Below are 25,324 nucleotides of genomic sequence, written 5' to 3' on the forward strand. Positions count from 1 at the left end.
GGCCCGGCCGCCACGGGGCCCGGCCGGACGGCGGCACGTAGACTGGTCGGGTGACCGAGGCACAGGCGACTCCCCAAGTCCGCAAGCGCGTGCTGCTGGCCAAGCCCCGTGGCTACTGCGCCGGGGTCGATCGCGCGGTACAGACCGTGCAGGAGGCGCTCAAGCTCTACGGAGCGCCGATCTACGTACGCAAGCAGATCGTGCACAACAAGCACGTCGTGTCGACGCTGGAGCGGCAGGGCGCGATCTTCGTCGAGGAGAACGAGGAGGTGCCCGAGGGCGCCATCGTGATCTTCTCGGCGCACGGCGTCGCCCCGGAGGTGCACGAGCAGGCCAAGGCCCGCTCGCTACGGGCGATCGACGCCACCTGCCCCCTGGTCACGAAGGTGCACCACGAGGCCCGGCGCTTCGCGGCCGACGACTACGACATCCTGCTCATCGGTCACGAGGGGCACGAGGAGGTCATCGGTACCTCCGGTGAGGCTCCCGCGCACATCCAGCTGGTCGACGGCCCGGGCGCGGCCGACACGGTGACGGTGCGCGACCCGGCGAAGGTGGTGTGGCTCTCCCAGACCACGCTCTCGGTGGACGAGACGATGGAGACCGTGGCGCGGCTCAAGCGCCGGCTGCCGCTGCTCCAGTCGCCCCCGAGCGACGACATCTGCTACGCGACCCAGAACCGCCAGCACGTGGTCAAGGAGATCGCCCCCGACTGCGACGTGGTCATCGTGGTCGGCTCGCGGAACTCGTCCAACTCCGTACGGCTCGTCGAGGTCGCCGTCGACGCCGGTGCCCGCGCGGGCTACCTGGTCGACTACGCCTCCGAGATCGCCGACGAGTGGCTGGCCGGCGCGACCACGGTCGGCGTGACCTCGGGCGCCAGCGTTCCGGACGATCTCGTCATGGAGGTCCTCGACCACCTGGCCGAGCGCGGCTTCGGCGAGGTGACCGAGATCACGACCGCCGACGAGCGGCTCACCTTCTCGCTGCCGCAGGAGCTCAAGCGCGACATGCGTGCCGCGGCGGCCCGGGCCGCCCAGGCCGCGCCGCTGGCGGCCACCGCGGTCGAGTCCTGACCGGGGCGAGGGGCACCGTGACACCGGCCGCCGGGAACGAGAAGTCGGCACCGAGCGTCGTACGCCCCATGCGAATGATCAGCATTGCCGCGCTCGTCGCGGTCGCGGGCCTGGCCCTCTCCGGCTGCGGCCAGGACGGCCGGACCGGCGGCGGCTCCACTCCGCCGCCGACGGCATCGGGAGGTCCCTCGTTGAGCAACCCGCCCTCGCCGCCGAACCCGCTGAGCCCGTCGCCGCCCGTGGCGAAGTCGCCGCCGCCGCGTACGCCGGGCTCCCCGCAGCCCACCGACCTCCGTACGCTCACCGGCACGGTGACCGCCGGCGTCGAGGCGAACTGCGTACTGCTCGACAACTTCCTGCTCGTCGGCGGCCCTCGGGACGTCCTGCGGCCCGGCGCGCGGGTCTCGGTCACCGGCCGGGTGCAGTCCGACCTGATGACCACCTGCCAGCAGGGCACCCCCTTCGTGGTGCAGAGCGCCAAACCCGCTTGAGCTTCCGCGCTCGCTGGACCTCTGCGCTCGCGCGCTTCGCGGCGCCTGAGAGGCGATCGTCCTTCGCCTGCGGGGCGCGACCGCTTCGCGGCGCCTGAGAGGCGATCGTCCTTCGCCTGCGGGGCGCGACCGCTTCGCGGCGCGCTCCTCGGCTGCAGGACGACGCCGGCGCCGCTACGCGCGCTCGCTGGGGCGGGAAAACAGAGAGCCCGCCCCCCTAATAGGGGGCGGGCTCCGGTGCTGTCGGGCGCGTCAGGTCAGCTGACCGCGCGGATCGACACCGCGCCCTGGCCGACGACCGCTCCCTGGTCGGTGACCACGGAGAGCTCGCCGTAGAGGGTACGGCCGGCGGCCGGGGCCGCGTTGGCCGTGACGGCGCCGGTGGCCGTGGCGGTGGCGCCGTTGGCCAGGTCGAAGGTACCGGTCGACGTGGTCACGGAGCCGAGCGACGGCGCCGTGAACGAGTCCCGGTAGTCGTACTGGGTGCTGCCACCGCTGCCGTCGACGTTGTAGCCGTCGACGACCACCCGGTACGTGCCCGGCGCCGGGTTGGCCAGCGTCACGGCCTCCTCCGAGTCACCGTCGGCCGAGCGGCCGACCTCGGCGGTACCGAGGTAGACGTAGAGGTCCAGGTCGGCGCCGAGGTTGGCGGGGTTACCGATCACCGCGGTGAGGCTGGTCGCCCCGGCCGGTACGTTGACCGTGTACTCCTGCGTCGTGTGCTCGACGATGGTGGGCCGGGCGGTGCTGGCGCTGGAGAGCGCCCCGCCCTTGGTGGTGACCGTCGCCGGGCCGAAGTCGTTCTTCAACGACCAGGTCAGCGGCGTCGGTACGCCCGCCGACACGCTCGCCAGGTCCACGACGGCCGGGTTCACCGACACGCCCTGGATCTCTGCGCTCAGCCGGAACGGGTTGTCCAGCGCCGGCGTGGTACGCCGGGCCTCGACCTCGATCTCCCAGATCCCGGGGATCGGGTTCTGGTAGTCGCGCTCCTGCGGCTTGCACGCCGCCGCGTCGGAGTAGTTGGTGAAGCACGCGGTGCTCGCCGTGCTCTCCACGTGCAGCCCGTACGGGTTGATGGCGATGAACCGGACCTGCGAGCCGGTGGCGATGCGGGAGAGGTTCACCTGCAGCGCCTTGGCGCCCTGCGGGACGGTGACGAAGTACGAGGTGAAGCCGTTGCGCTCCACCGAGCCGTCGGCGGCGAACGAGTAGTCCGGGTGCTTCGGCGTCTCGCCCACCACCACGGTGTTGAGGATCTCGAAGTCGACCGCGTTCGTCTTCGGGTCGTCGACCCGCAGGATCGCGCTGTGCGCGCCCACGCCGGCCTTGGCCTCCACCGTGACGGTCACGGTCTTGCCCAGCGGCAGGGTGACGCTCTTCGGGGCGCCCCGGAAGGTCCCGTCGTTGCCGACCCAGCTGAGCGAGTGCTTGACGTTCCCCTTCGGGCCGCTGGTCCGGGTGATCTTCACGGCGTACGTCTTGGCGACGCCGGGCTTCTGGCCGCCGTCGCCGGCCGCGCACCGGTTGTAGATGCCGGTACCACGGCCGGGGGTGCTCAGCTGCTCGTCGAGCGGGCTGCAGACCGGCGCGTCCACGCTGTAGTCGCGGGTCTCGACGCCCTTGGCGAGCAGCTTCCACGCGCCGTTGACGTTCAGCAGACCGTTGCCCTGCGCGTGGGCCGGGGCCCCGTCGATCCAGGTCGCGGACGAGTAGATCGCCCGGCGCAGCGCGGCCGGGGTGACGCCCAGGTCGTTCGCCTTAGCGGCCGAGAGCAGCAGTGCGGCCGAACCGGTCGCCTGCGGCGCCGCCATCGACGTGCCCTGCAGCATGCTGTACCCCGGCGGCAGGGCGTAGCCGGCCTCGGCGACCGGGCCGCCCGGCAGGAAGACCGGGGTGGTGGAGATGGCCGAGCCGGGCGCGGTGATGTTCGGCTTGAAGCCGCCGTCCTCGCGCGGCCCGCGGGAGGAGAAGTTGTGCAGCTGGTACGGCGTGCGGACGACGGCGCCGTAGTTGGCCAGCCAGCTCTCCTTGCTGATGCTGGAGGCGACGCTCACCACGTCGCTGGCGGTCGCCGGGTCGCCGGTGGTGTTCACGCCGGGCCCGTCGTTGCCGTCCGAGATGAACAGCTGCACACCGTAGTCGTTGATCAGCCGGTTGTAGAGCGTGGCGCGGGCGTCGGCGCCGTCGTTGAGCGCCGGCAGGCCGCCGATCGAGACGTTGACGACGTCGACCTTGCGGTTGACCACCAGCTCGACCATGCCCGTGGTCAGCGCGGCGTACGTGCAGCCACCGCCCCAGCTGCAGGCGCGGGCGGAGACCAGCTTGGCACCCGGCGCGGCCCCGTCGAAGACGGAGTTGCCGAACATGTCGTTGGCGGCGGTGATGCCGGCGACGTGGGTGCCGTGCTCGCTCTCCAGGATGCCGATGTTGACGTAGTCGACCAGGCCCGGCCCGCCGGCCGGGGTGGTGTCGACGTCCTCGCGGTACTCGACCACGAACGGCATCTGCTCGCGTACGGCGGTCGCCGGGTTGTCGGTACCGAAGTGCCCGATGTCGTACTTCTCGCGGTACGGCCGCATCACCGCGTCGTCGGTGAAGTCGCGGTTCTGGTTCACGTCCACCCGGATGTCGTGGTTCACCGGGTTGTAGAGGATGCCCCAGGTGTCGGTGGTGTCGCCGTCGCGGTTGACGTCACCGGCCGCGTCGTCGGCGATGGTGATCGACTCGGAGAAGCGGTTGAACCGCCACGTCCCCGCGGGGGCGGTCCAGGTGGCTCCGGCGGCGCTGAAGGTCGGGCCGGTCACCTCGGTGAGCATCGGACGCCAGGCGCTGTCCTCCAGCGGGTCCGTCGCCGTGAACCAGTCGGTGATCTTGCGCTCGCCGGTGGTGGTCTTCTGGAGGGCGGGGCTGTCCAGGTCGACGCCCGAGTCCATGATGCCGATCGTCACGCCGCGCCCGTCCCACGCCGGGTGCTGCTGCTTGAAGGAGACCGCGCCGGTCTCGTTGGTCGGCATGAACGGGTTGGCGGCCGGGGTGTCCGCTCCCGGCGCCTTCACGGCCGGAGCCTGGGCCTTGGCCGTCGCACCGGTACCCGGCTTTCCGGCCGGGCGCGGGTCCGGCAGCTGCACCACGTCGTTGAGGTCGACGGCCGTGACGCCGGGCAGCTTCGCGGCCTTGAGCGCCTGCGCGGTGGGCACCGTGGCCAGCAGGTAACCGACCGAGTCGTACCGACGGCTGATCTTGCCACCCAGCTTGCCGAGCGCGGCGGCGACGTCCTTGGTGCGGGCCTTGTCCGTGGCGACGATGAGCGTCACCGTCGGCTCGCCCTTGGCCTCGGCGTCGTTGAGCAGCTTGGCGTCGTGCGAGCCGAGCGTCTCCACCGGCGTGGTCTTCGGGACGTCGGTCTCGCCCGGCGGGTTCGCGCTGGCGGTGGTGGCGCCGGCCAGCGTCATGGCGCCGGCGGCCACGACCGACGCGAGGAGGCCGGCGGAGGTGCGCCGGCTCCAGGTGCGGGGTCTACTCACGTTCTCTTCCTCCAGAGAACAGGGCCCTCAATATCAGGGCACGCGTGAGCCGCATCCTTCGCGCTGCCGGCATCGCTTGTCACTAGCCACCGGGCCGTTGTGACCAGCCCGTGACATGTTCTGGTCGAGTGGGGTGAATTGCCGGTCAACTAGCGGATGACCTGCGACGGGACGACCACGCGGAGTGCCCGACGGTCCGATGTCGAAGATCGGCCGAATCCGCTAATGGAAATCAGTCCCTGGTCGAAGATCGGTCCACAGTGGAGCCTCCGGGTGCGCCGTCGACCAGTTCGGGTGCCTGCGGCTGGCGGGGCGCCAGCTCGACCTGGGCCGGCGTGGCCAGCTCGTCCCGCGAGACACCCAGCTCGGCGAGCTTGCGGGCGCTGACCAGTACCCGCGCCTCCAGCGAGCCGACCGCCCGGTTGTACGCGGTGACCGCGCCGCCCAGCGCGCCGCCCAGCTTCGAGACGTGATCGCCCAGAGTGGAGAGTCGACCGTACAGCTCGCGGGCGAGCGAGTGCACGGCCACCGCGTTGCGGGCCAGCGCCTCCTGCCGCCAGGCGTAGGCGACGGTACGCAGCAGCGCGACCAGGGTCGCCGGGGTGGCCAGTACGACGTTGCGGGCGAACGCGTGCTCCAGCAGCGTGGGATCGCGTTGCAGCGCCACGTCGAGGAACGGGTCGGCCGGTACGAAGAGCACCACGAACTCGGGCGTCTGGTCGAACGCGGCCCAGTAGGACTTGGCCGCGAGCGAGTCGACGTGCGCGCGTAGGTGCCGCGCGTGCAGGTCGAGCTGCGCGTCCCGGCCGCGCTCGTCGCGGGCCTCCATGGCGCTCAGGTACGCGTCGAACGGCGCCTTGGCGTCGACCACCACGGTACGGCCGCCGTCCAGGCGGACCACCAGGTCGGGGCGGACCCCCTGCTGGTCCGTGGCGGCGGTCACCTGCTCGGAGAAGTCGCAGTGTTCGAGCATGCCGGCCGCCTCGACGATGCGCCTGAGCTGGTGCTCGCCCCACCGGCCGCGCACCTGCGGCGCGCGCAGCGCCGCCACGAGCTGCTTGGTCTCGGTACGCAGCTCGCCGGAGACGGCGCTCATCGCGCGTACCTGCTCGCGCAGTTCGGCGTAGGCGTCGACCCGCTCGTGCTCCAGCTCGGTCACCCGCTGCTCGTAGCGGCGCAGCGTCTCGTGCAGCGGGGCGACCGCCCGGGCCACCGCCTCCTGCGACTGCGCGGTCGCCTCGTAGGAGAGCGCCCGCATCGACTGCTCCAGGCGGCCCTCGCCCTCGCGGGTGGCGCGCAGCGTGGCGTCGAGCCGGGCGATCTCGGCGGCGGACCGGGCGCGGGCCGCGAGCCAGCCCGCGGCGCCGCCGGCGCCGAGGCAGACCACCACCACGGCCACGGTCGAAGCGTCCACGTCGCGAAGCATGCCAAACGGGTACGCCGAACCGCTGCCCTGACTCGCCGAACAGCCGGTTTTGTCTGGCGGAGCTACTGTCGTATTCGTGAGATGGATCTGGTTGCTGGTGCTGCTGGCCCTGGTCGTCGGCTTCGTGCTCTGGCGGCGGCGGGAGAGTGAGGCCCGCCACGCGCGCGAGTTGGCCGACGCGCGGGCGGAGGCCCAGCGCTGGTACGAGCGGCTCGGCGGGCAGCTGATGAACCTGCACGGCGACGAGCCGGCGGTGCGGCAGGCGCTCGCCGACGCGGGGGAGCGCTACAACGCGGCCGGTGGGCAGCTGGAGCAGGCGCGCAGCGCCCGGCAGTTCGAGCTGGCCCGGGAGACCGCGCTGGAGGGGTTGGCCTACGTGCGCGCGGCCCGTACCGCGCTCGGCCTCGACCCCGGCCCGGAGCTGCCGGCGCTGGCCGCGGCCCGGGGTGTGGGCCAGCTCACCAAGGAGCGCACGGTCGACGTGCAGGGGCAGGTCTTCAAGGCCGGCCCGCAGCCGGGACGGGACACCCCCTACTACTACCCGGGCGGGCACTACCAGGGCCGTCCCGTGCCGGCCGGCTGGTACTCGCAGCCCTGGTGGAAGGGGGCGCTGGCGACCGGCGCCGGCGTGGTCGGCGGCATGCTGATCTTCGACGCGCTCTTCTCGCCGGCCTTCGCGGACCCGGGGTACGGCTACGACGAGGGCTACCAGGAGGGCTTCGCCGACGGGGCGGACTTCGACGCCGACCAGGGCGGCGGCGGGGACGACTGGGGCGGCGGTGGCGACTACGCGGCCGGTGATTTCGGCGGCGGCGACTACGCGGCCGGTGACTTCGGTGGCGGCGGTGACTTCGGTGGCGGCGACTGGGGCGGTGGCGGAGACTTCGGCGGCGGGGACTTCTAGCACTCCGGGACGGACCGACCTCCGGGGCGGGTACGTGGATCTTCACCACGCACCCGCCCCGTCTTCTCTTCGCCGACGTCGCGGATCGGTCAGTCGCCGAAACCTCCCGGCCGGTTCTGGGAGAGACTGACCTCGAAGCGGCCGTTGCAGATTTTGGTCCGGCGTTCGAGGGTGAGATGCGTGGTCTGGCCGGGAAGCACGAGCCAGATCGCGTCGGCGGGCGGGTCGCAGGGACTCTTGTCGGCGTTCTCGTCCAGGCCGGCGAAGCCGTGCACGACCATCAGGTAGACCTCCGCGCCGGGGCGTAGCAGCAGTTTCCGGTCGGCGCCGCCGCCCACCGGTTCGGCGGTGGCGAGGGTCGCACCGCCGCCGTCCACGGCGCGAACCGTCGGAATCCCGGTGATGGTGCAGTCGCGGGAGGAGTCGTTGGTCAGGGCGTAGTAGCGACCCGTGGAGCCCATGGCTCCGTCGGCGCCGAGGAGGCGCACCGACAGATCGCCGGTACGGCAGCGCGGCGTCGCCGGCTGTCCGGACCCGGGTGATCCGCTCGCCGACCCGGTTGCCCCGGACGGTCCGGTCCGGCTAGGGGCGGGGCTCGTCGACGACGGGCTGGCCGTCGGGGAGGGCATCGCCGGTGAGGGCGAGACGGCGGGCGGGAGCGGCGGCGCGGACCGGCGCACCAGCGCGTTTCCCCCCACTGCGGCGAGTACGGCGACGGCGGCGGTGGTCGCCGCGATCGCGATCAGGCGGGACCGGCGCCGCCGCTCGTACGCCCGCCGGGCGGCCAGCGCGCCGGCCGGACGCAGCCGGTTCATGGTGTCCTCCCGGTATTCGTCGAACCGCCGACCGAGGAACTCGTCCGCCCACCCGTCGCCGCTGGTCAGGTCATCGCGGGTAGCCATGGTCCGCCTCCTCCGTGCTGTTGCTGAGGTCCTTCATCAGGGCCGCCCGCGCCCGGTGCAGCCAGGACCGGACCGTGCTGTCCGAGACCCCGCACTCGCGCGCGATCTCGGCGGTGGTGAGGCCGGCGAGGTAGTGCAGGGCGACCGCCCGTCGCTGTTTGAGCGGCAGCCGGGCGAGGGCGGCGTCGAGGTCCAGCCGTTCCGGCCCGGGGCCGGGCACCTGCGCGGGCCGCTGACCGGCCAGGAAACGCAGGGCCGTACGGGACCGGCGCCACCGGCTGATCGCGAGGTTCCACGCGACCCGGCGGATCCAGCCGAGCGGGTCCTCGTACCGGCCGACCCGGTCCCAGCGACCCCAGGCGCGGCAGAACGCCTCCTGGACGACGTCCTGTGCTTCGGCGAGGTCGTTGGTGCCGGCGCGTAGCTGTGCCACCAGCCCGCCGAAGTGTGCGCTGTAGAAGTCGTCGAAGCTCGTCGACATGATGGTCTCCCCGTGGCCCGCCGTCACCGTCCGGTGCCGCGGGGGACCGTGTCGCTCCCAGCGTGCGTGGTCTGCACTGGTACCTCCTCGCTGACCCGACCCGCGTTCGTGCCGGGGTGGTGGATTGGCTGTGCTCCACCAGGACACGCGCGGGAGGGCGGGAGCGTTGCGGACGACACCGCCGATCGACCGTACGGGATAAACCGCCGGTATCGCGCTTTGTCGCCTTACCCTGGACGGGATCGTCTCGGCCGGACCGGGAGGCGCGGTGAGCAGCTCGACGGGTGCCGTTGGCCAGCCGCGCCCACGGCTCGAAGGCCCGGCCAAGGTGACCGGAATCGCCCGGTACGCCGCGGAGTACCCCGTTGCCGGCCTGACCTACGGCTGGGTGGTGCAGTCGAGCGCGGTACGGGGCCGGATCACCCGGGTCGAGACCGCCGCCGCGCTGGCGGTACCGGGCGCGATCGCGGTACTGAGCCACGAGAACGCGCCCCGGCTCTCCTCCGACGCCGACCCGGAGCTGTACGTGCTGCAACGCCCCGAGGTGGCGTACCGGGGCCAGATCGTGGCGCTGGTGGTGGCCGAGACGCTGGAGGCCGCCCGGGAGGCGGCCCGGCTGGTCCGGCTGGAGTACGACACCCGGCCCCACAGCACGGTGCTGACGGCGGACCACCCCGACCTCTACGTCCCCGCCAAGGTCAACCCCGACTACCCGGCGGAGACCGAGATCGGCGACTTCGACGCCGGGTACGCCGCCGCCGACGTGCGCCTGGACCAGACGTACCGCACCCCGGCCGAGCACAACAACCCGATGGAGCCGCACGCCGCCACGGCCCGGTGGGACGGCGACCGACTGCTCGTGCACGACTCCACCCAGGGCTCCTCGATCGTGAAGCGGGCCCTCGTCGACCTCTTCGGGCTCACCCCCGACTCGGTACGGGTGATCAGCCCGCACGTCGGCGGTGGCTTCGGGTCCAAGGGCTACACCCGTTCGCCGGCCGTCCTGGCGGCGCTCGGTGCCCGGCACGTCGGGCGGCCGGTGCGGCTGGCCCTGACCCGGCAGCAGCTCTTCGGCCCGGTCGGCTACCGCCCGCCGTCGATCCAGCGGATCCGGCTCGGCGCCGACGACCAGGGGCACATCCAGGCGCTCTGCCACGACTCGATCAGCCAGTCGTCGGCGGTCAAGGAGTTCGCCGAACAGGTCGCCGTCTACAGCCGCAACCTGTACGCGCCGCCGCACCACCGCACCACCCACCGGATCGCCCCGCTCGACGTACCGGGCCCGTGGTGGATGCGGGCGCCGGGCGAGTGCCCCGGCTCGTTCGCCGTCGAGTCGGGGCTGGACGAACTCGCCGTGGCCTGCGGGATCGACCCGGTCGAGCTGCGGTTGCGCAACGACACCGACGTCGACCCGATGCTCGGCGTGCCGTACAGCAGCCGCAACCTCGCCGCCTGCCTGCGCGAGGGCGCCGAGCGCTTCGGCTGGTCCGGCCGCGACCCGACGCCCGGGGTCCGCCGGCGCGGGCGCTGGCTGGTCGGTACGGGGGTGGCCTCGTCGACCTATCCGGCCCGGGCCCGCCCGTCCACCGCGCTCGTCCGGGCGGACGCCGACGGCGGGTACGAGATCAGGATCAACGCCGCCGACATCGGCACCGGCGCCCGTACCGCCCTCTGGCTGCTCGCCGCCGACGAGCTGGCGGTGCCGCCGGAGCGCGTGGCGATCGAGGTCGGCGACACCGAGCTGCCCGAGGCGCCGGGCGCGGGCGGCTCCACCGGCACCTCCTCCTGGGGCTGGGCGGTCCACTCCGCCTGCGCGGCCCTGCGCGCCAGGATCCGCGACGAGTACGGCGGCACCGTCCCGGCCGGCGGGGTCGAGGCGTACGTCGACACGACCGAGGAGATCGCCCGCCAGGAGAAGCTCTCCCGGTACGGCTTCGGCGCGCAGTTCGCCGAGGTCCGGGTCGACCCGGAGACCGGCGAGGTACGCGTCGGCCGGCTGCTCGGGGTCTTCGCGGTGGGGCGGATCGTCAATCCGGTCACCGCCCGTTCGCAGCTCATCGGCGGGATGACCATGGGACTGTCGATGGCGCTGCACGAGGAGGGTCAGCTCGATCCCCGGGTGGGGACCTGGGTCAACCAGGACCTGGCCGAGTACCACATCCCGACCTGCGCCGACGTGGAGCGGATCGAGGCGTACTGGGTCGAGGAGGAGGACCGGCGGGTCAACCCGATCGGGGTCAAGGGGATCGGCGAGATCGGCATCGTCGGTACGGCGGCGGCGATCGCCAGCGCGGTGTACCACGCGACCGGGACCCGGGTGCGGGAGCTGCCGATCCGGCTGGACCGGCTGCTACGCCCCGCCGCGAGCTGAGACCTGTGCCGCTGGCCCGCGGGTCAGCGGCACAGGCCGACGGTGCGTCGGATCCCGGTGGCTGTGGTCAGGCCGGAAGGTTCACCTGCGCCGGGGCCGACCGGTGGGTGGTGGTGCCGTCGCCCAACTGTCCCGAGGTGTTGTCGCCCCAGCACCACAGGCCGCCGTCGGTACGGAGCGCGCAACTGTGGTAGGTGACGGCGAAGTCGTTGGTCCAGGTGGTGGCGGTGCCGACCCGGGTGGGGACGTACCGGTGGGTGGTGGTGCCGTCGCCCAACTGTCCCGAGGCGTTCTTGCCCCAGCACCACATGCTGCCGTCGGTGCGGGTCGCGCACGACGAGTCGAGGCTCGCGCCGGCCCGGGTCCAGGTGGTGGCGGTGCCGACCTGGATCGGACTGGTCTGGTACGCCACGCTGACGCCCAGTTGCCCGTACCCGTTCTCGCCCCAGCACCACAGGGTCCCCTCGGTGCGGACGGCGCAGGTGTGGGCGTATCCGGCCGTCACGCCCGTCCAGGCGGTGGCGGTGCCGACCTGCGTGGGCGTCGCCTTGTAGCTCAGGATGCCGAGACCGAGCTGTCCGTTCGAACTGTCACCCCAGCACCACAGGGTGCCGTCGGTACGGGTGGCGCAGGTGTGCGCGTAGCCGGTGGTGACGCTGGCCCAGTTGGTCGCCGTGCCGACCTGTACCGGGGCGGCCACGATGTACGGGGAGCTGCCGACACCGAGCTGCACGTTACGGTTGAAGCCCCAGCACCAGAGGGTGCCGTCGGTCCGGACGGCGCAGGTGTGACTGTCGCCGGCGCTGACGCTGGCCCAGCTGGTGGCGGTGCCGACCCGCACCGGCGTGGTCCGGTTCGTGGTGGTCCCGTCGCCGAGCTGGCTCCTGCTGTTGCTGCCCCAGCACCACAGCGTCCCGTCCGTCTGTACCGCGCAGGTGTGGCTCGTGCCGGCGTCGGCGCTGGCCCAGGTGGTGGCGGTGCCGACCCGTACCGGGGCGGTCCGGTTCGTGGTGGTCCCGTCGCCGACCTGGCCGCTGCGGTTGCTGCCCCAGCACCACAGTGCCCCGTCGGTACGGATCGCGCAGGTGTGTCCGTTACCCACGGCGACGCGGGAAGGCGCCGCGGCGGCCAGCGAGACGTGGGCCGAGCCACGTCCGGCGAGGTTGACGCCCGCGTTGGCCGGCCCCGCCGTGGGTCCACTCGCGAGCGCGGTGGTTGCGGCGCACAGCGCCGCCGCGGCGATGATGGTTCTCGTCGAACGCCGCCACCGAGTCCGCAGCCGGCCGTCCTGATGTTCGCTCATGTACCGTTCTCCCCAAATGACGTCGATGCCCAAGCAGTGGTGGCGGCGTTGCCCTGCTGGTGGGCGGCCAGCGAATCAACATTTCATAGCATCGATTAATGCAATTGGCTAGCGTCAATGTATAACTGCGTGGTCGGCTCGGCGGATGTCCAGGTGCGTGCCATCTCGCGGTAACCCTGCGTCGTGGTCGGGGTAGCCGGGCGGCGGATGGTAGGGCTGGCGGGATGGCACCGGGCGGCCACGGCGGGCAGAGTCGGGGGCGTGACTACGCAGATGCAGACCGCCGGGGGCAAAGGCGCTCCGGCGCGGGTGCGCTGGCTGGCCGGTCTGGCGGTGGCGGCGTTCGCCGCCGCGACGGTGAACGTCGTCGCCCAGTCGATCGGCCACTACCACTGGTGGGCCGGCTTCGTCCTGATCCCGGGAGCGCTGATCGCGGCCGCCGGCGCGCCGCTGTTGATCCGCGCCGGCGGGCCGGCGTTCGGCGGGTACCTGGTGACCTGCGTCGGGGCGTTGGTCTTCACCGTGGGGACGCTGCTCATGCTCGGCGCGATGGGGGAGGGCTGGCCCTTCATGATCATCCTGCCGTCGCTGGCCGTGACCGGCACCTACGGCTGGCACCCGGCGCATCCGCTCGCGCGGGGGCTGCACCGCACCGTCGCCACGCTGGCGCTCGGTGGCGCGCTGCTGGGGGTGACGTTCCTGCTGATGGGCGCCGGGGCGATCGACTTCGGCCGTACCGACTGGTGGGGCGGGTTCATGATGCTGGCCGGGGTCATCGTCGCCGGCAACGCGCTGGAGCTGGTCCGGCACCGCATCCCGTACCGGCTCCAGGCGATCACGCTGCTGATCGGGCCGGCCCTCTTCACGTTCCTGCTCGGGCTGCGCTTCCTGCGCGGCGACTGGCCGTACTGACGGCGCCGCCGGACGCCGGCCCGCGTCCGGTGGCGGTCCTGCCCGGGCGGTGGCGCCGGGGCGTGCGGCGCGCCGGGACGGGCGGTGGCCGGCGCGGTCGCGAGCGCCGGCCACCCGTACGCCGTCAGCGGCGCGGGATCGGCCCGGTACCGGTGCCGGGGCCCGTCGGCCGGCGCGGAATTCCGGTCTGCAGCCGGGCCGCCACGTCCTCGCGCAGCGACGGCAGCTGCGGGTAGAACAGGTCGCCCGGGCACTGGGTGACGTTCCAGTCGCGGTGGCCGGGGATGCTCTGTACGGTCCTGGTGGCGCCGCTGACCGGGTTCACGAAGTTCACCACGGCCCGCGGGTCCAGCTGACAGACCCGGGCCAGCGAGGCGAGGACCGTCGTCAGCGCCTCCCGGGCGGCGGCGGTGGGCAGCTGCGAGGTGAAGTCGCCGAGCAGGCAGATGCCGATGTTGCCGGAGTTCCAGCCCTCGGCGTGCGCGGCGGTGGCCATCTGCGGCCGGCCGTCCGGGCCGGGGACACCGCCGAAGACCGGAACGCCGTCGGTGCCGGTCCAGCGCCCCTCGTAGACCCGACCGGCCTCGTCGATGACCAGGTGGTAGCCGATGTCGCCCCAGTCCTTGGTGATGGTCTGGTCGTAGTAGATCGTGCGGATCGTGCCCGCGGGGTCCGGGTGGTTGTTCACCCCGCCGCCCTCGTGGTGCACGGTGATGGTCTGCACCGGGTAGTACGTCGGCGGGAAGAGCTCGTCGCCGGTGTCCGGGTCGAAGCGCAGGGACTCGTCCGCGCCCCAGGCCGCCCGGGAGAAGTAGGGCACCGGGCAGCTGCCCCCGCCGGGCAGCGGCATCGAGTCCGCGGGGGCGGCGACCGCCAGCGCGCTCGCCGACGCATCCACCGTGCCCAGCTCGGTGACCTGGGCGGTCCCCTCGCCGGCCACCCACACCTCGTAGCCCTCGGCGGCCGGCGCGGAGAGTCGGGCGCTCCTGGTCCGCTCCTCGGCACCGGTGGCCACGTCGCCCCGGCCGCCGGCGCAGTCCTCCACCACCGTCGTCCACGCGCTCCACCCGTTCGCGGTGCGCCACCGGACCTGGGCGGCCGGTCCCTGCCAGCTCACCGCCAGGCTGTTCAGCCGGAACTCGGTCCGCTCCACGAGCAGGCGCCCGCCCCGCAGGCTGCGGCGGGCGGCCTCCGGTACCGGGATCGGCCGCGGGGCGGCCTGGGCTGCCGTCGCGGTCGCCGTCGTCGCCGCCGCGAGCGGAACCACCGCGCCGATGGCCGTCCCCGCCCCCACGGCCAGCACTCTTCGCCGAGAAACCACGAATCCTCCCCCAAGAAATGGGCCGTGAGCTCACGGCCGACCGTGACCATAACGGATCCACCCTGCCAGCGGCTGTCGCGAACGTTGCGTCGCCGGCCGCGCGGGGTCCCCGCGAAAGTTCCCTGCAAGAATCCGGCCCCCGGCGGCATTACCTGGTGACGGCGACAGTCGCTTTCGCGGTGCGAGCGGAGGAGCACGAGCCAGTGACGGAACGAGATGCGCAGGCCCGGTTCACCGACTGGTACGCGGCACACCGGGCACAGGTGTACGCATACGCGGTGAGCCGGGCCGGCCGGCAGTACGCGGACGACGTGGTCAGCGAGACCTTCCTGATCGCCTGGCGGCGGCTGGACGCGGTCCCCGCGGACCCGCTGCCGTGGCTGCTCGGGGTGGCCCGCAACGTGGTGCGCGACCGGTACCGGGACGAGGTGCGGCGGCTGGCGACCGGGAGCGCGATCGGCGTACCGAGGTCGGGGGCCACCCAGGTCGCCGCCCAGTTCACGTACCGGATCCAGACGCCGAACGGGCCGATCGGCGGTGGGCAGTCGGGGCGGACGTTCGACGACGTCCGCACCGGACAGCTCGGCGGTACGACCCCGGTGCCCGGTTTCCACTCCTCCGTCGACGGGCTCTGGGCCCAGGTGGGCGCCGACGGTGACGCGAGCGGGAGCCCGAACACGTACTCGGTCAGCCACCACGAGGCGGGTCGAATGATCTCCGGCTACCGGCGGCAGGTCGCGCCGGCGGAGCTGGCGACGATCGAGACCCGGACCGTGTCCGGCGAGGATCCCGCCCTGACCGGTGGCTGGTACGCGGTCAACCGGGTCCCCGGCGAGCCGGGGACCGGCCAGGTGGTGCTGATGGGGGCGGCGTTCCCGCTGCCCGCCACCCGCACCCACTACGTCAACACCGACGGTGGGCTCCAGTGGCGGGCGGTCGGCCGGATGTTCTGGACCGACCCGGCCAACGGAGACCAGTGGTCCTGGTGGGGCGTGCTCGGGCCGTGGACCGGCTACCAGGCCGGCCGTACCTACCGGGAGACCTGGGGTGCGGCGGTCGCGGGCCCGGTCCTGCCCGGTCCGGAGGACTGGGGCATGGGCGCCGCGCGCGGCGGCGACGTGGTGGCGGTGCGGCTCTCCCCGTACGGGGACGGCGCCGGACGCCCCGGCCGGGAGATCGGCGAGGGCACCACGCTGCTCTACCGCGACGGCGTCAAGGTCGGTGAGAGCCGGGTCGCGGGGCAGGGCGAGTTCACCGTCCCGGCGGCGCCGGCAACGCCGCTCCGGCCGGCCGCGAGTTCCCGGTGCCGGTGACGGCGAGCCCGAACCCGGGCGCCCAGGTGGGTAGGTTGCGGGAGCTGGCGGTCGAGGCGTCGTACGACGACGGGGCGACCTGGAACCGCGTGCCGGTACGCGACGGCGCGGCCCGGGTACGTCATCCGGCCGGCGCCGGGTTCGTCTCGCTGCGCGCCACGGCGGCCGACGGCGCGGGCAACACGGTCCGGCAGACCGTCGTCCGCGCCTACCGGTACGGCCCGGCGTAGTCGCGCCGGCGGTCCCGGTGGGCCCCTCGTCGTCGTCGCTCGCGCCGACGACGAGGGGCCGTTCCCCATCCGGGGCGCCTCGGTGCCGCCCGCCGGGTGGGCTGACCGGCGGCTCAGAACGCGCAGGCGACCACGAGTTCCTCGGTCCGGCCCGGCAGGTAGTCGAGCTTGGCGATCCGTCCCGCCGCCCGCAGGTCGCCGGCGACCAGGGCCAGCCGCTCCAGCATCGTCGCCGGCCCGAGCACCTCGGCCAGCGGCACCTCGGCGCGCATCGACAGCCTCCGCTCCGACTTGGCCCGGCGCACCTGCGTCAGCGCCGCGCCCGCCAGCTCCAGCAGCTCGGGGTCACCGTCCCCGGCCGCCCGCTCCAGTTCGTACCGGGTCGGCCACGGCGAGCGGTGCACCGAGCCGTACCGCCACCAGGACCAGACCTCCTCGGTGACGTACGGCAGGAACGGCGCGAACAACCGCAGCTGCGCCGAGAGGGCGGTGGCCAGGGCCGCCCGGGCCGACTCGGCGGCGGCCCCAGAGCCGTACGCCCGCTCCTTCACCAGCTCGATGTAGTCGTCGCAGAACCGCCAGAAGAACCCCTCGGTCGCGGCCAACGCGGCCGTGTGGTCGTACGCGTCGAGGGCGGCCGTCGCGGTGGCGACCACGCCCGAGAGCCCGGCGAGCATGGAGCGGTCCAGCGGCTCGCCGACCTCGGCCCGCAGCGCGTCGGCGGCGCCCAGCCCGAGCGCGAACTTGGACGCGTTGAGCAGCTTCGTCGCCAGCCGCCGACCGACCCTGATCTGCGCCGGGTCGAAGGCCAGGTCCGTGCCGGGCCGCCCGTTCGCCGCCCAGTAGCGCACCGCGTCGGAGCCGTTCTCGACCAGCAGCCCCATCGGGGTGACCACGTTCCCCTTGGACTTCGACATCTTCTTGCGGTCCGGGTCGAGGATCCAGCCCGAGAGGACCGCGTCCCGCCAGGGCAGCACGCCGTGCTCCAGGTGCGCGCGGACCACGGACGAGAAGAGCCAGGTACGGATGATCTCCTGCCCCTGCGGGCGCAGGTCCATCGGGAAGACCCGGGCGAACAGGTCCGGGTCGGTCTCCCAGCCGCTGACGATCTGCGGCGTGAGCGAGGAGGTGGCCCAGGTGTCCATCACGTCCGGGTCGCCGATGAAGCCGCCCGGCCGGCCGCGCTGGGACTCGTCGTACCCGGCCGGCGCCTCGGACGACGGGTCGACGGGGAGTGCCGACTCCTCCGGCGTGAGAGGCTGTGCGTAGTCCGGCTCGCCAGTGTCGTCGAGCCGGTACCAGACCGGGATCGGCACGCCGAAGAAGCGCTGCCGGCTGACCAGCCAGTCACCGGTGAGCCCGCCGACCCAGTGGTCGTACCGGTGCCGCATGTGTGGCGGCACCCAGTTCAGCTCGCGCCCCCGGGCCAGCAGCGCCTCCCGCAGCTCCGCGTCGCGACCGCCGTTGCGCAGGTACCACTGCCGGCTGGAGATGATCTCCAGTGGGCTGTCGCCCCGCTCGTAGAACTTGACCGGGTGGGTGACCGGCCGCGGCTCGCCGAGCAGCGCGCCGGACTCGGCGAGCAGCTCCACGATCCGGCGCCGGGCCGCGTTCACCGCCCGCCCGGCCACCTCCGCGTAGGGCTCGGCGGGCACCCCGTCCGGCGGCGACGGCAGCAGCCGGCCGTCCCGGCCGAGGATCACCCGGGTCGGCAGCCGCAGCTCCCGCCACCAGGTCACGTCCGTGAGGTCGCCGAAGGTGCAGACCATCACCACACCGGTGCCCTTGGTCGGCTCGGCCAGCGAGTGGGCGTAGATCGGCACCTCGACGCCGAAGAGCGGGCTCCGGGCGACGCCGCCGACCAGCCCCGCGTACCGCTCGTCGTCGGGGTGGACGACCAGCGCCACGCAGGCCGGCAGCAGCTCCGGCCGGGTGGTGTCGATCTCGACGGTGCCGCCGTCGGGCGCGGGGCCCGCGGGTCCGCCGCGCACGAGGGCGAACGCGATCCGGTGGTACGCGCCGGGCCGCTCCCGATCCTCCAGCTCGGCCTGGGCCACGGCGGTGGCGAAGCCGACGTCCCAGAGGGTCGGCGCCTCCGCCGTGTACGCCTCGCCCCGGGCCAGGTTGCGCAGGAACGCGCGCTGCGAGACGGCCTGCGCGTGCCGCCCGATCGTGGTGTACGTCAGCGACCAGTCCACCGACAGCCCGAGCCGCCGCCACAGCGCCTCGAAGACCTGCTCGTCCTCGGCGGTCAGCCGGCCGCACAGCTCCACGAAGTTGCGCCGCGAGATGGAGATCGGGTTCTTGCGCGCCTCGGCGTTCACCGGTGCGGCCGGCGGCTGCCAGTCCGGGTCGTACGGCAGCGACGGGTCGCAGCGCACCCCGTAGACGTTCTGCACCCGGCGCTCGGTGGGCAGCCCGTTGTCGTCCCAGCCCATCGGGTAGAAGACGGTCCGCCCGCGCATCCGCTGAAAGCGCGCGACGATGTCGGTGTGGGTGTACGAGAAAACGTGCCCCATGTGCAGTTCGCCCGATACGGTCGGCGGCGGGGTGTCGATCGCGTACACGTCCGCCCGGTTCCTCGACCGGTCGAACGCGTACGTGCCCTCCTCCTGCCAACGCCGCGCCCAGGTCTCCTCGATGCCGTCCAGGGTGGGACGCTCGGGGATACCGGCGCGGGCGGTCCTCGCCGTATCAGTCATGGGTCGATGCTAGAGGCGCTTTCCCCGACGACACGAACGAGTTGGCCGATCCGTCGCCGGCTCGGGTGCCGCTCGCGGCGGCGGGGATGACCCCGGCGGGCGCCGCTCAGACCAGGGAGTCGAGCCACTGCTGGTGCAGGGCCGCGTAGCGACCGCCGCCGGAGATCAGGGCCGCGGGCGCGCCGTCTTCGACCACGCGTCCCGCGTCGAGCACGAGCACCCGGTCCGCGATCTCCACGGTGGAGAGCCGGTGCGCGATCACGATGGCCGTACGGTCGGCGAGGATCGAGCGCAGCGCGTGCTGGACCAGCCGCTCGCTCGGTACGTCGAGCGAGGAGGTCGCCTCGTCCAGGATCAGTACGGTCGGGTCGGCCAGGAACGCGCGGGCGAAGGCGACCAACTGCCGCTGCCCGGCGGAGAGCCGGCCGCCGCGCCGGTGCACGTCGGTGGCGTACCCGTCGGGCAGGGCGGCGATGAACTCGTGCGCCCCGATCGCGCGGGCCGCCGCCGCCACCTCCTCGTCCGAGGCGTCCGGCCGGCCGAACCGGATGTTGTCCGCGATCGAGCCGGCGAAGAGGTGGTTCTCCTGGGTCACCATCACGACCGCCCGGCGCAGGTCGGCGTCGCGCAGGTCGCGCAGGTCCACCCCGCCGAGGGTGACGGCGCCGGCGCTCGGGTCGTAGAAGCGGGAGACCAGCTTCGCCACCGTCGACTTGCCGGCACCGGTCGCCCCGACCAGCGCCACGGTCTGCCCGGCCGGGATGTGCAGGGTCAGCTCCGGCAGGATCGGCGCGTCGGGCCGGTAGCCGAAGCGGACCCCGCGGAAGTCGATCGCGCCCCGCCGCGGGCCGGTCGGCAGCGGGAGCGGGCGGCCCGGCTCCGCCACCCCCGGCTGCTCGTCGAGGACCCCGGCGAGCTTCTCCAGCGCCGCGGTGGCCGACTGCAGCGCGTTGTAGAACTGGCTCAGCTCCTGCATCGGCTCGAAGAACCGGCGCAGGTAGAGCAGGAACGCGGCGAGCACCCCGATCTCGGTGTGCCCGCCCAGCACCCGCCATCCGCCGTACGTCAGGACGACCGCGATCGTCACGTTGCCGATCACCTTGATTCCCGGCGAGTACGTGGCGATGAGCCGGAAGGCCCGCAGGTTCGCCCGCCGGTGGTCGTCGTTGACGGCCGCGAAGATCTGCTGGTTGCGGGGTTCGCGGCGGAACGCCTGCACCGCGCGGATCCCGCCGAGCGACTCCACGAAGTGCACGATGACCAGCGCGATCGCCTCGCGGGTGCGGCGGTAGGCGGCGGCCGAGGCGAGCGCGAACCAGCGAGAGAGCCAGAGCAGGAACGGGAACGCCAGCAGGGTGACCCCGGCCAGCGGCGGGTCCAGCCAGAGCAGGATGCCGGCGACCGAGACGATCGACAGCCCGGCCAGGACCAGGTCGTCGATGCCGCCGTCGACCAGCTCCGAGATCGAGTCCATGTCGCTGGTGAGCCGGGCCACCACCCGCCCGGAGGTGTACCGCTCGTGGAAACCGACCGAGAGGCGCAGGAAGTGGTCGTACACCCGGCGCCGCAGGTCGAGCAGGACGGCCTGGCCGACCCGGGCGGAGAGGGTGAGGAAGCCGCGCTTGCCGACGTACTCCGCCGCCGCGGCGACGAGGAAGACGGTGGCGATGGCGGCCAGCGTCGCGTACGAGCCGTCCTCGCGGATCGGCGGGATGGCCCGGTCGATGCCGAGCATGACCAGGTACGGGCCGGCCATGCCGGCGGCGTTCTGCAACAGCAGCAGGAGCACCGTCACCGCGAGCAGCCGCCGGTGCGGCCGCAGCAGCGAGCCGAGCAGCGCCCGGCTGCGCCGGCGCAACCGGGCGGGCGAGCCGGGGGTGGCGGCCTCGGCGCTGGTCCGGTCGGCGTCGGGTTCGGTGGCGAGCCCACGCCAGCGGGTGATGTCGAGGGACTCCGGCGGGCGCTGCCCGGGCGCCCGGCGCTGGCCCGGCACGGCCGGCGGGGGAGCCGGGGCCGCCGGCGCGGACCCGGGCGGGAGCGGCGGGGGTCCGGGCCGGTGCGGCGGGGGCGCCGGTCGCGGGCGCGGGTGGTGGCCCGGGCCGGTCGCGGTGCCGGGGTCGGCGGTGGGTTCGGTGGCGGTCACGAGCGGACGAGTCCGACGTCGTCCGGGCTACCGGCGGTGGCGGAGAGCAGCGCGCGGTACGCCGGCACGGTGGCGAGCAGCTCGGAGTGGGTACCGACGGCCGCGATCCGGCCCCCGGCGAGCAGCGCCACCCGGTCGGCGAGCGCGATGGTCGACGGGCGGTGCACCACCAGCAGTGCCGTGGTCTCCCGTAACAGGTGACCCAGGGCCCGCTCGACCAGCGCCTCGGTGTGCACGTCCAGCGCCGAGAGCGGGTCGTCGAGCACGAGCACCCGGGGTTGGCCGAGCACCGCCCGGGCCAGCGCGATCCGCTGCCGCTGCCCGCCGGAGAGCGACAGCCCTTGCTCGCCGACCCGGGTGGCCAGGCCCCAGGGCAGGTCGTGCACGAAGTTGGCCTGGGCCACGTCGAGGGCGGCGCAGACCTCCTCCTCGCTCGCGTCGGCGCGGCCCAGGGTGAGGTTCTCCCAGATCGACATGGAGAAGAGGGTGGGCTCCTCGAACGCGACGCCGACCACCCGCCGCAGCGACGCGAGCCGGACGTCGCGGATGTCCCGGCCGTCCAGGGTGACCCGCCCGGCGGTGACGTCGTGCAGCCGGGGCACCAGCGAGAGCAGGCTGGTCTTGCCGCTGCCGGTGGCGCCCACGACGGCGAGCGTCTCGCCGGGGCGGACGACCAGGTCGACGCCGGCGAGCACCGGCGGGCCACCGGGGTAGCCGAACTCGACGCCCTCGAACCGCAGCGCGCCGTCGACGTCGGAGCCGACCAGGGGTACGGCCGCCGGCCGGTCGACGACGGCCGGTTCGGTGTCGAGGACCTCCAGCACCCGGTCGGCGGCGGTCGTCGCCTCCTGGGCGTTCGCGATGATCCAGCCGAGCGACTCGATCGGCCAGATGAGCATGAGCTGGAGCGTGACGAACGCGACCAACTCGCCGATGGTCAGCGCGCCGTGTGCCGCCGCCACGGCGCCGGCGACCAGCACCACGGCGAGGGTGAGGTTCGGTACCAGGTCGAACAGCGCCGAGGTGCGGGCGAGCAGCCGGTTCTTGCCGATCGCGGTGTCGTGCAGCTGCCGGGTGCCGGCGGCGAAGCGCGCCGCCATCTGCGGCCGGCGGCCGAACGCCTTGACGGTGCGCAGCCCCTGGGCCGACTCCTCGACCAGCGTGGCGACGTCGCCCAGCTCGTCCTGCATCCGCCGGGAGGCGATCAGGTACGTCCGGGTGAACCGGCGGCTGACCAGGAAGAGCGGTACGGCGCTGGTCGCCACGAGCAGCCCGAGTACGGGGTGCAGCCCGATCAGCAGCACCGTGACGGTGAGGTAGGTGGCGGTGTTGACGATCATGAAGATCAGCCCGAAGGAGAGGAACCGCCTGATCACCGAGAGGTCGATGGTGGCCCGCGAGAGCAGCTGCCCCGACTGCCAGCGGTCGTGGAAGCCGACGTGCAGCCGTTGCAGCTGCGCGTAGAGGTCGTCCCGGATGGTTGCCTCCATCCCGACCGCCAGGGACGACTGGACCCAGCGCCGGATGAAGATCAGAAATGCCTCGACGAGCCCCAGCAGCAGCGCCAGCCCGCCGAGCCAGAACAACCCCTCCCGGTCCCGCGCCGCGATCGGGCCGTCCACCACCTGCCGGATCACCAGCGGGATGCCGATGCCCGCGGCGGTGGCGGCGAACGCGGCGACCAGCAACCAGCAGAGTTGCCAGGCGTACGGGCGGACGTAGCGCCGCAGGCGCCACAGGCTGGTCAGGGGGTGCGGGCGGGCGGTCGGGCGCGGCGAGGGGTCACGATCCGCGGGCACCCCTCGACGGTATCGGCAAATTGCTATTAGTAAGAGTCAGCTTGCCGTCACCGCGCCTCGTGCCCGAGAAGCCACTTTTTCACGTCGAGACCCCAGCGGAAGCCGCCGAGCCCGCCGTCGGTACGCAGCACCCGGTGGCACGGTACGAAGAGCGCGATGCCGTTGCGGGCGCAGGCCGCGGCGGCGGCGCGGACCGCCCGGGGCTGGCCGGCCAGCGCCGCGAAGCCGGTGTACGTGACCGGCTCGCCCGCCTTGACCTCGCGGAGCACCCGCCAGGCCCGGCCCATGAACTCGCCGCCGGTGTGCTGCTCGACCGGGACCTCGTCGATCGCCGTCAGGTCACCATCCAGATAGGACCTGACCGCGCGGGTGATCGGGCCGAGGTCCGCGCGGGGCAGCACCGGGCCGGCCAGCGACGGGTGGATCCGGGCCGCCAGCACGTCGGCGTCGGCGGTGAAGCCGGCGGCGCGGACCACGCCCTCGCCGGTGGCGAGGACGGTCAGCGGGCCGGCGGGGGTGTCGAGGGTGCCGCGGTACAGGTTGGTCATGAGGCTCTCCAGAGTCTGATCACGGAGTACGAGCGCCAGGGCCGCCAGGCGGTCGCGTGTTCTTCCAGGGCTTTCGGGTCGCCGGGCAGGCCGAGCGCCGTCGCGCCGCGCCGGACCGCCAGGTCACCGGAGAGGAACGTGTCGGGGTCGCCGAGGCCGCGCAGGGCGACGTACCCGGCGGTCCAGCCGCCGATGCCGGGCAGCGCCGTCAGGCGCCGGACGAGCTCGTTGCGGTCCCCGCCCGGGTCGAGGTCGAGCTCCCCGGCGGCGACGTGCCGGGCGACGGTACGGATCGTCTCGCGCCGCGCGACCGGCATGGCGAACACCGCGTCGGGCAGCGCCGCCACCTCGGCCGCGGTCGGGAAGGTCCCGAGCCGGTCGGCCGGCGCCCCGGCGGCGTCCTCGCCCTCCCGGGCGGCGCGGGCGGCCGGGTTCTCGGCGTCGTCGGTCCCGCGGGCGGTCGGGTCCTCGGGGGCGCCGGCCGCGCGGGCGGTCGGGTCTCCGGCGTCGCCGGCCGCGCGCGCGGCGGCGGCGAGACGGCTGAGCACGGTGCGGGCCCCGGCGACGGAGACCTGCTGCCCGACGATCGCGCGGACCACCATCTCGAAACCGTCCACGGCCCGGGGCACCCGTACGCCGGGCTCCTTGCGTACCGCCTCGGCGAGCGCCGGGTCCGCGCCGAGGGTCGCGTCGATCGCCTCCGGGTCGGCGTCCAGGTCGAGCAGCCGCCGGCAGCGCGCCACCGCCGGCGCCAGGTCCCGCACGTCGGTCAGGCGCAGCGTGGCGGCGACGTACTCCGGCAGCGGCGTCAGGGCGACCTCGGCCGGTCCGTGCGGCAGGCGCAGGCCCCGGCGGTACGTCCCGTCGCGCAGCTCCTCCACGCCGGGGATCGCGCGCAGCGCGAGGAAGTCGAGCAGCGCGCCGGCGTGCAGGGGCGGGCGGTACGCGAGCCGGAGGCTGATCGTGCCCGCCCCGTTCGCGGCCGGCCGGCCCCGGACGCCGGCCCGCAGCTGGGACGGCGCCGCCGCGTACACCTCCCGGATCGTGTCGTTGAACTGCCGCACGCTGCCGAAGCCGGCGGCGAAGGCGATCTCCGCGAGACCGAGGTCGGTCGTCTCGACCAGGATGCGGGCGGTCTGCGCCCGCTGCGCCCGGGCCAGCGCCAGCGGCCCGGCGCCCAGCTCGGCGGTGAGCATCCGGTGCAGGTGCCGCTCGGTGTAGCCGAGGCGGGCGGCGAGCCCGGGCACCCCGTCCCGGTCGACCACGCCGTCGGAGATCAGCCGCATCGCCCGGCCGACCACGTCCGCGCGGACGTCCCACTCGGGGGAGCCGGGGGCGGCGTCCGGGCGGCAGCGCCGGCACGCCCGCAGGCCGGCCCGCTGGGCGGCCGCCGCGGACGGGAAGAATCGGACGTTCTCCCGTTTCGGGGTGGTAGCGGGGCAGGACGGGCGGCAGTAGATGCCCGTCGACGTGACGCCGGTGTAGAACCAGCCGTCGAAGCGCTGGTCGCGGCTGTCGACTGCCCGGTAGCAGCGTTCGAAGTCCAGCTCCATGTGGCAATCGTGCCCCGCCACGGTACCGGTGGCTCGCGGAAATCGGACGTCACCGTACGGCGATGTGCCCGTCGACCACGGAGGGTGACAGCGCGACGTCGGCGGGTCGTCGTGACCATTCCGATACCGGATTGAAGCCCGAGCGATGCCTGGTTGACGCCGATTTGTGGCCTGCTGATCAGCGCTCCGCGAGGTGCTGGGCAACACAGAGTGATCTGCGTCGTCCGGTGCTTGACATCGTTGACAACGCGCTCGGTCGAGAGCACTGTGACTTGCTGCAACACAACGTGAAACAGCTCCGTATCACCACCATGCATGAACC

The 25,324-nt window shown here is 73.5% G+C and carries 18 protein-coding genes; 7 read left to right on the forward strand and 11 right to left on the reverse strand.

Translation table 11 applies throughout. The features are described 5' to 3' along the window. The first annotated feature begins 50 nt into the window (after positions 1 to 50). On the forward strand, positions 51 to 1,076 hold the full coding sequence (locus AB0J86_RS21455; RefSeq protein WP_363859337.1) for a 4-hydroxy-3-methylbut-2-enyl diphosphate reductase: 1,026 nt from the start codon (positions 51 to 53) through the stop codon (positions 1,074 to 1,076). Positions 1,077 to 1,150: 74 nt separating this feature from the next. Then, positions 1,151 to 1,567, forward strand: a complete 417-nt coding sequence (locus AB0J86_RS21460) for a hypothetical protein (RefSeq protein WP_363859338.1) — start codon at positions 1,151 to 1,153, stop codon at positions 1,565 to 1,567. Between the two features lie 257 nt (positions 1,568 to 1,824). Here AB0J86_RS21460 and AB0J86_RS21465 read toward each other — a convergent pair whose 3' ends face one another. Together AB0J86_RS21465 and AB0J86_RS21470 are read right to left on the reverse strand one after the other, a co-directional pair. Continuing rightward, entirely contained in the window at positions 1,825 to 5,094 is a 3,270-nt protein-coding gene (locus AB0J86_RS21465; protein WP_363859339.1) for a S8 family serine peptidase, read from the reverse strand. A gap of 232 nt (positions 5,095 to 5,326) precedes the next feature. Further along, positions 5,327 to 6,520 (reverse strand): DNA recombination protein RmuC, encoded by a 1,194-nt coding sequence (locus AB0J86_RS21470; RefSeq protein ID WP_363859340.1) that lies wholly within the window; start codon positions 6,518 to 6,520, stop codon positions 5,327 to 5,329. An 85-nt stretch (positions 6,521 to 6,605) separates the two neighbouring features. On the opposite strand from AB0J86_RS21470, the gene AB0J86_RS21475 reads away from it, so the two are divergent. Continuing rightward, positions 6,606 to 7,424, forward strand: a complete 819-nt coding sequence (locus tag AB0J86_RS21475) for a hypothetical protein (RefSeq protein WP_363859438.1) — start codon at positions 6,606 to 6,608, stop codon at positions 7,422 to 7,424. Between the two features lie 89 nt (positions 7,425 to 7,513). Here the strand turns inward: AB0J86_RS21475 and AB0J86_RS21480 are convergent, their stop codons facing one another. Then, a complete protein-coding gene (locus AB0J86_RS21480; protein ID WP_363859341.1) occupies positions 7,514 to 8,326 on the reverse strand; it encodes a DUF4232 domain-containing protein in 813 nt (270 codons plus the stop codon). Next, on the reverse strand, positions 8,310 to 8,807 hold the full coding sequence (locus AB0J86_RS21485) for a SigE family RNA polymerase sigma factor (RefSeq protein WP_363859342.1): 498 nt from the start codon (positions 8,805 to 8,807) through the stop codon (positions 8,310 to 8,312). The genes AB0J86_RS21480 and AB0J86_RS21485 overlap by 17 nt, the downstream gene beginning before the upstream one ends. 268 nt (positions 8,808 to 9,075) lie before the next feature. On the opposite strand from AB0J86_RS21485, the gene AB0J86_RS21490 reads away from it, so the two are divergent. After that, positions 9,076 to 11,178: a xanthine dehydrogenase family protein molybdopterin-binding subunit gene (locus AB0J86_RS21490; RefSeq protein WP_363859343.1), complete on the forward strand. Its 2,103-nt coding sequence runs from the start codon at positions 9,076 to 9,078 to the stop codon at positions 11,176 to 11,178. A gap of 67 nt (positions 11,179 to 11,245) precedes the next feature. Here AB0J86_RS21490 and AB0J86_RS21495 read toward each other — a convergent pair whose 3' ends face one another. Continuing rightward, positions 11,246 to 12,481 carry a hypothetical protein gene (locus AB0J86_RS21495; protein WP_363859344.1) on the reverse strand — a complete coding sequence of 412 codons (1,236 nt, stop codon included), beginning with the start codon at positions 12,479 to 12,481 and terminating at the stop codon, positions 11,246 to 11,248. 261 nt (positions 12,482 to 12,742) lie between these two features. On the opposite strand from AB0J86_RS21495, the gene AB0J86_RS21500 reads away from it, so the two are divergent. Beyond that, on the forward strand, positions 12,743 to 13,393 hold the full coding sequence (locus AB0J86_RS21500) for a hypothetical protein (RefSeq protein ID WP_363859345.1): 651 nt from the start codon (positions 12,743 to 12,745) through the stop codon (positions 13,391 to 13,393). 124 nt (positions 13,394 to 13,517) lie between these two features. Here the strand turns inward: AB0J86_RS21500 and AB0J86_RS21505 are convergent, their stop codons facing one another. After that, positions 13,518 to 14,687 (reverse strand): peptidoglycan recognition family protein, encoded by a 1,170-nt coding sequence (locus AB0J86_RS21505; protein WP_363859346.1) that lies wholly within the window; start codon positions 14,685 to 14,687, stop codon positions 13,518 to 13,520. 230 nt (positions 14,688 to 14,917) lie between these two features. Between AB0J86_RS21505 and AB0J86_RS21510 the strand changes: the two genes are divergently transcribed. Together AB0J86_RS21510 and AB0J86_RS21515 are read left to right on the forward strand one after the other, a co-directional pair. After that, positions 14,918 to 16,027, forward strand: coding sequence for an RNA polymerase sigma factor (locus AB0J86_RS21510; RefSeq protein WP_363859347.1), 1,110 nt, complete (start codon positions 14,918 to 14,920; stop codon positions 16,025 to 16,027). A gap of 35 nt (positions 16,028 to 16,062) precedes the next feature. Further along, the gene (locus tag AB0J86_RS21515; RefSeq protein WP_363859348.1) at positions 16,063 to 16,257 is read left to right on the forward strand and encodes a hypothetical protein; all 195 of its coding nucleotides are present in this window, start codon (positions 16,063 to 16,065) and stop codon (positions 16,255 to 16,257) included. A gap of 113 nt (positions 16,258 to 16,370) precedes the next feature. On the opposite strand, the gene valS is transcribed toward AB0J86_RS21515, so the two are convergent. The 5 genes from valS to AB0J86_RS21540 all read right to left on the reverse strand — a co-directional run bounded on the left by valS (position 16,371) and on the right by AB0J86_RS21540 (position 25,002). Next, a complete protein-coding gene (gene valS, locus AB0J86_RS21520) occupies positions 16,371 to 18,959 on the reverse strand; it encodes a valine--tRNA ligase (RefSeq protein WP_363859349.1) in 2,589 nt (862 codons plus the stop codon). A 106-nt stretch (positions 18,960 to 19,065) separates the two neighbouring features. Beyond that, the gene (locus tag AB0J86_RS21525; protein WP_363859350.1) at positions 19,066 to 20,952 is read right to left on the reverse strand and encodes an ABC transporter ATP-binding protein; all 1,887 of its coding nucleotides are present in this window, start codon (positions 20,950 to 20,952) and stop codon (positions 19,066 to 19,068) included. A gap of 146 nt (positions 20,953 to 21,098) precedes the next feature. Further along, complete coding sequence (locus tag AB0J86_RS21530; protein WP_363859351.1) at positions 21,099 to 22,901, reverse strand: ABC transporter ATP-binding protein; 1,803 nt, start codon at positions 22,899 to 22,901, stop codon at positions 21,099 to 21,101. A 47-nt stretch (positions 22,902 to 22,948) separates the two neighbouring features. Next, positions 22,949 to 23,449: a methylated-DNA--[protein]-cysteine S-methyltransferase gene (locus AB0J86_RS21535; protein ID WP_363859352.1), complete on the reverse strand. Its 501-nt coding sequence runs from the start codon at positions 23,447 to 23,449 to the stop codon at positions 22,949 to 22,951. Beyond that, positions 23,446 to 25,002, reverse strand: coding sequence for an AlkA N-terminal domain-containing protein (locus tag AB0J86_RS21540; RefSeq protein ID WP_363859353.1), 1,557 nt, complete (start codon positions 25,000 to 25,002; stop codon positions 23,446 to 23,448). Before AB0J86_RS21540 ends, AB0J86_RS21535 begins: the two co-directional genes overlap by 4 nt. Between the last annotated feature and the right edge of the window lie 322 nt (positions 25,003 to 25,324).

The sequence above is a fragment of the Micromonospora sp. NPDC049559 genome, from assembly GCF_040676675.1.
Classification (GTDB): Bacteria; Actinomycetota; Actinomycetes; order Mycobacteriales; family Micromonosporaceae; genus JBFAPK01.

Bases quoted from the DNA above. Each gene is read 5' to 3' on its own strand.
- valS (WP_363859349.1), bottom strand. From the start codon at position 18,959: ATGACTGATACGGCGAGGACCGCCCGCGCCGGTATCCCCGAGCGTCCC.
- AB0J86_RS21470 (WP_363859340.1), bottom strand. From the start codon at position 6,520: ATGCTTCGCGACGTGGACGCTTCGACCGTGGCCGTGGTGGTGGTCTGC.
- AB0J86_RS21460 (WP_363859338.1), top strand. From the start codon at position 1,151: ATGATCAGCATTGCCGCGCTCGTCGCGGTCGCGGGCCTGGCCCTCTCC.
- AB0J86_RS21495 (WP_363859344.1), bottom strand. From the start codon at position 12,481: ATGAGCGAACATCAGGACGGCCGGCTGCGGACTCGGTGGCGGCGTTCG.
- AB0J86_RS21535 (WP_363859352.1), bottom strand. From the start codon at position 23,449: ATGACCAACCTGTACCGCGGCACCCTCGACACCCCCGCCGGCCCGCTG.
- AB0J86_RS21540 (WP_363859353.1), bottom strand. From the start codon at position 25,002: ATGGAGCTGGACTTCGAACGCTGCTACCGGGCAGTCGACAGCCGCGAC.
- AB0J86_RS21485 (WP_363859342.1), bottom strand. From the start codon at position 8,807: ATGTCGACGAGCTTCGACGACTTCTACAGCGCACACTTCGGCGGGCTG.
- AB0J86_RS21480 (WP_363859341.1), bottom strand. From the start codon at position 8,326: ATGGCTACCCGCGATGACCTGACCAGCGGCGACGGGTGGGCGGACGAG.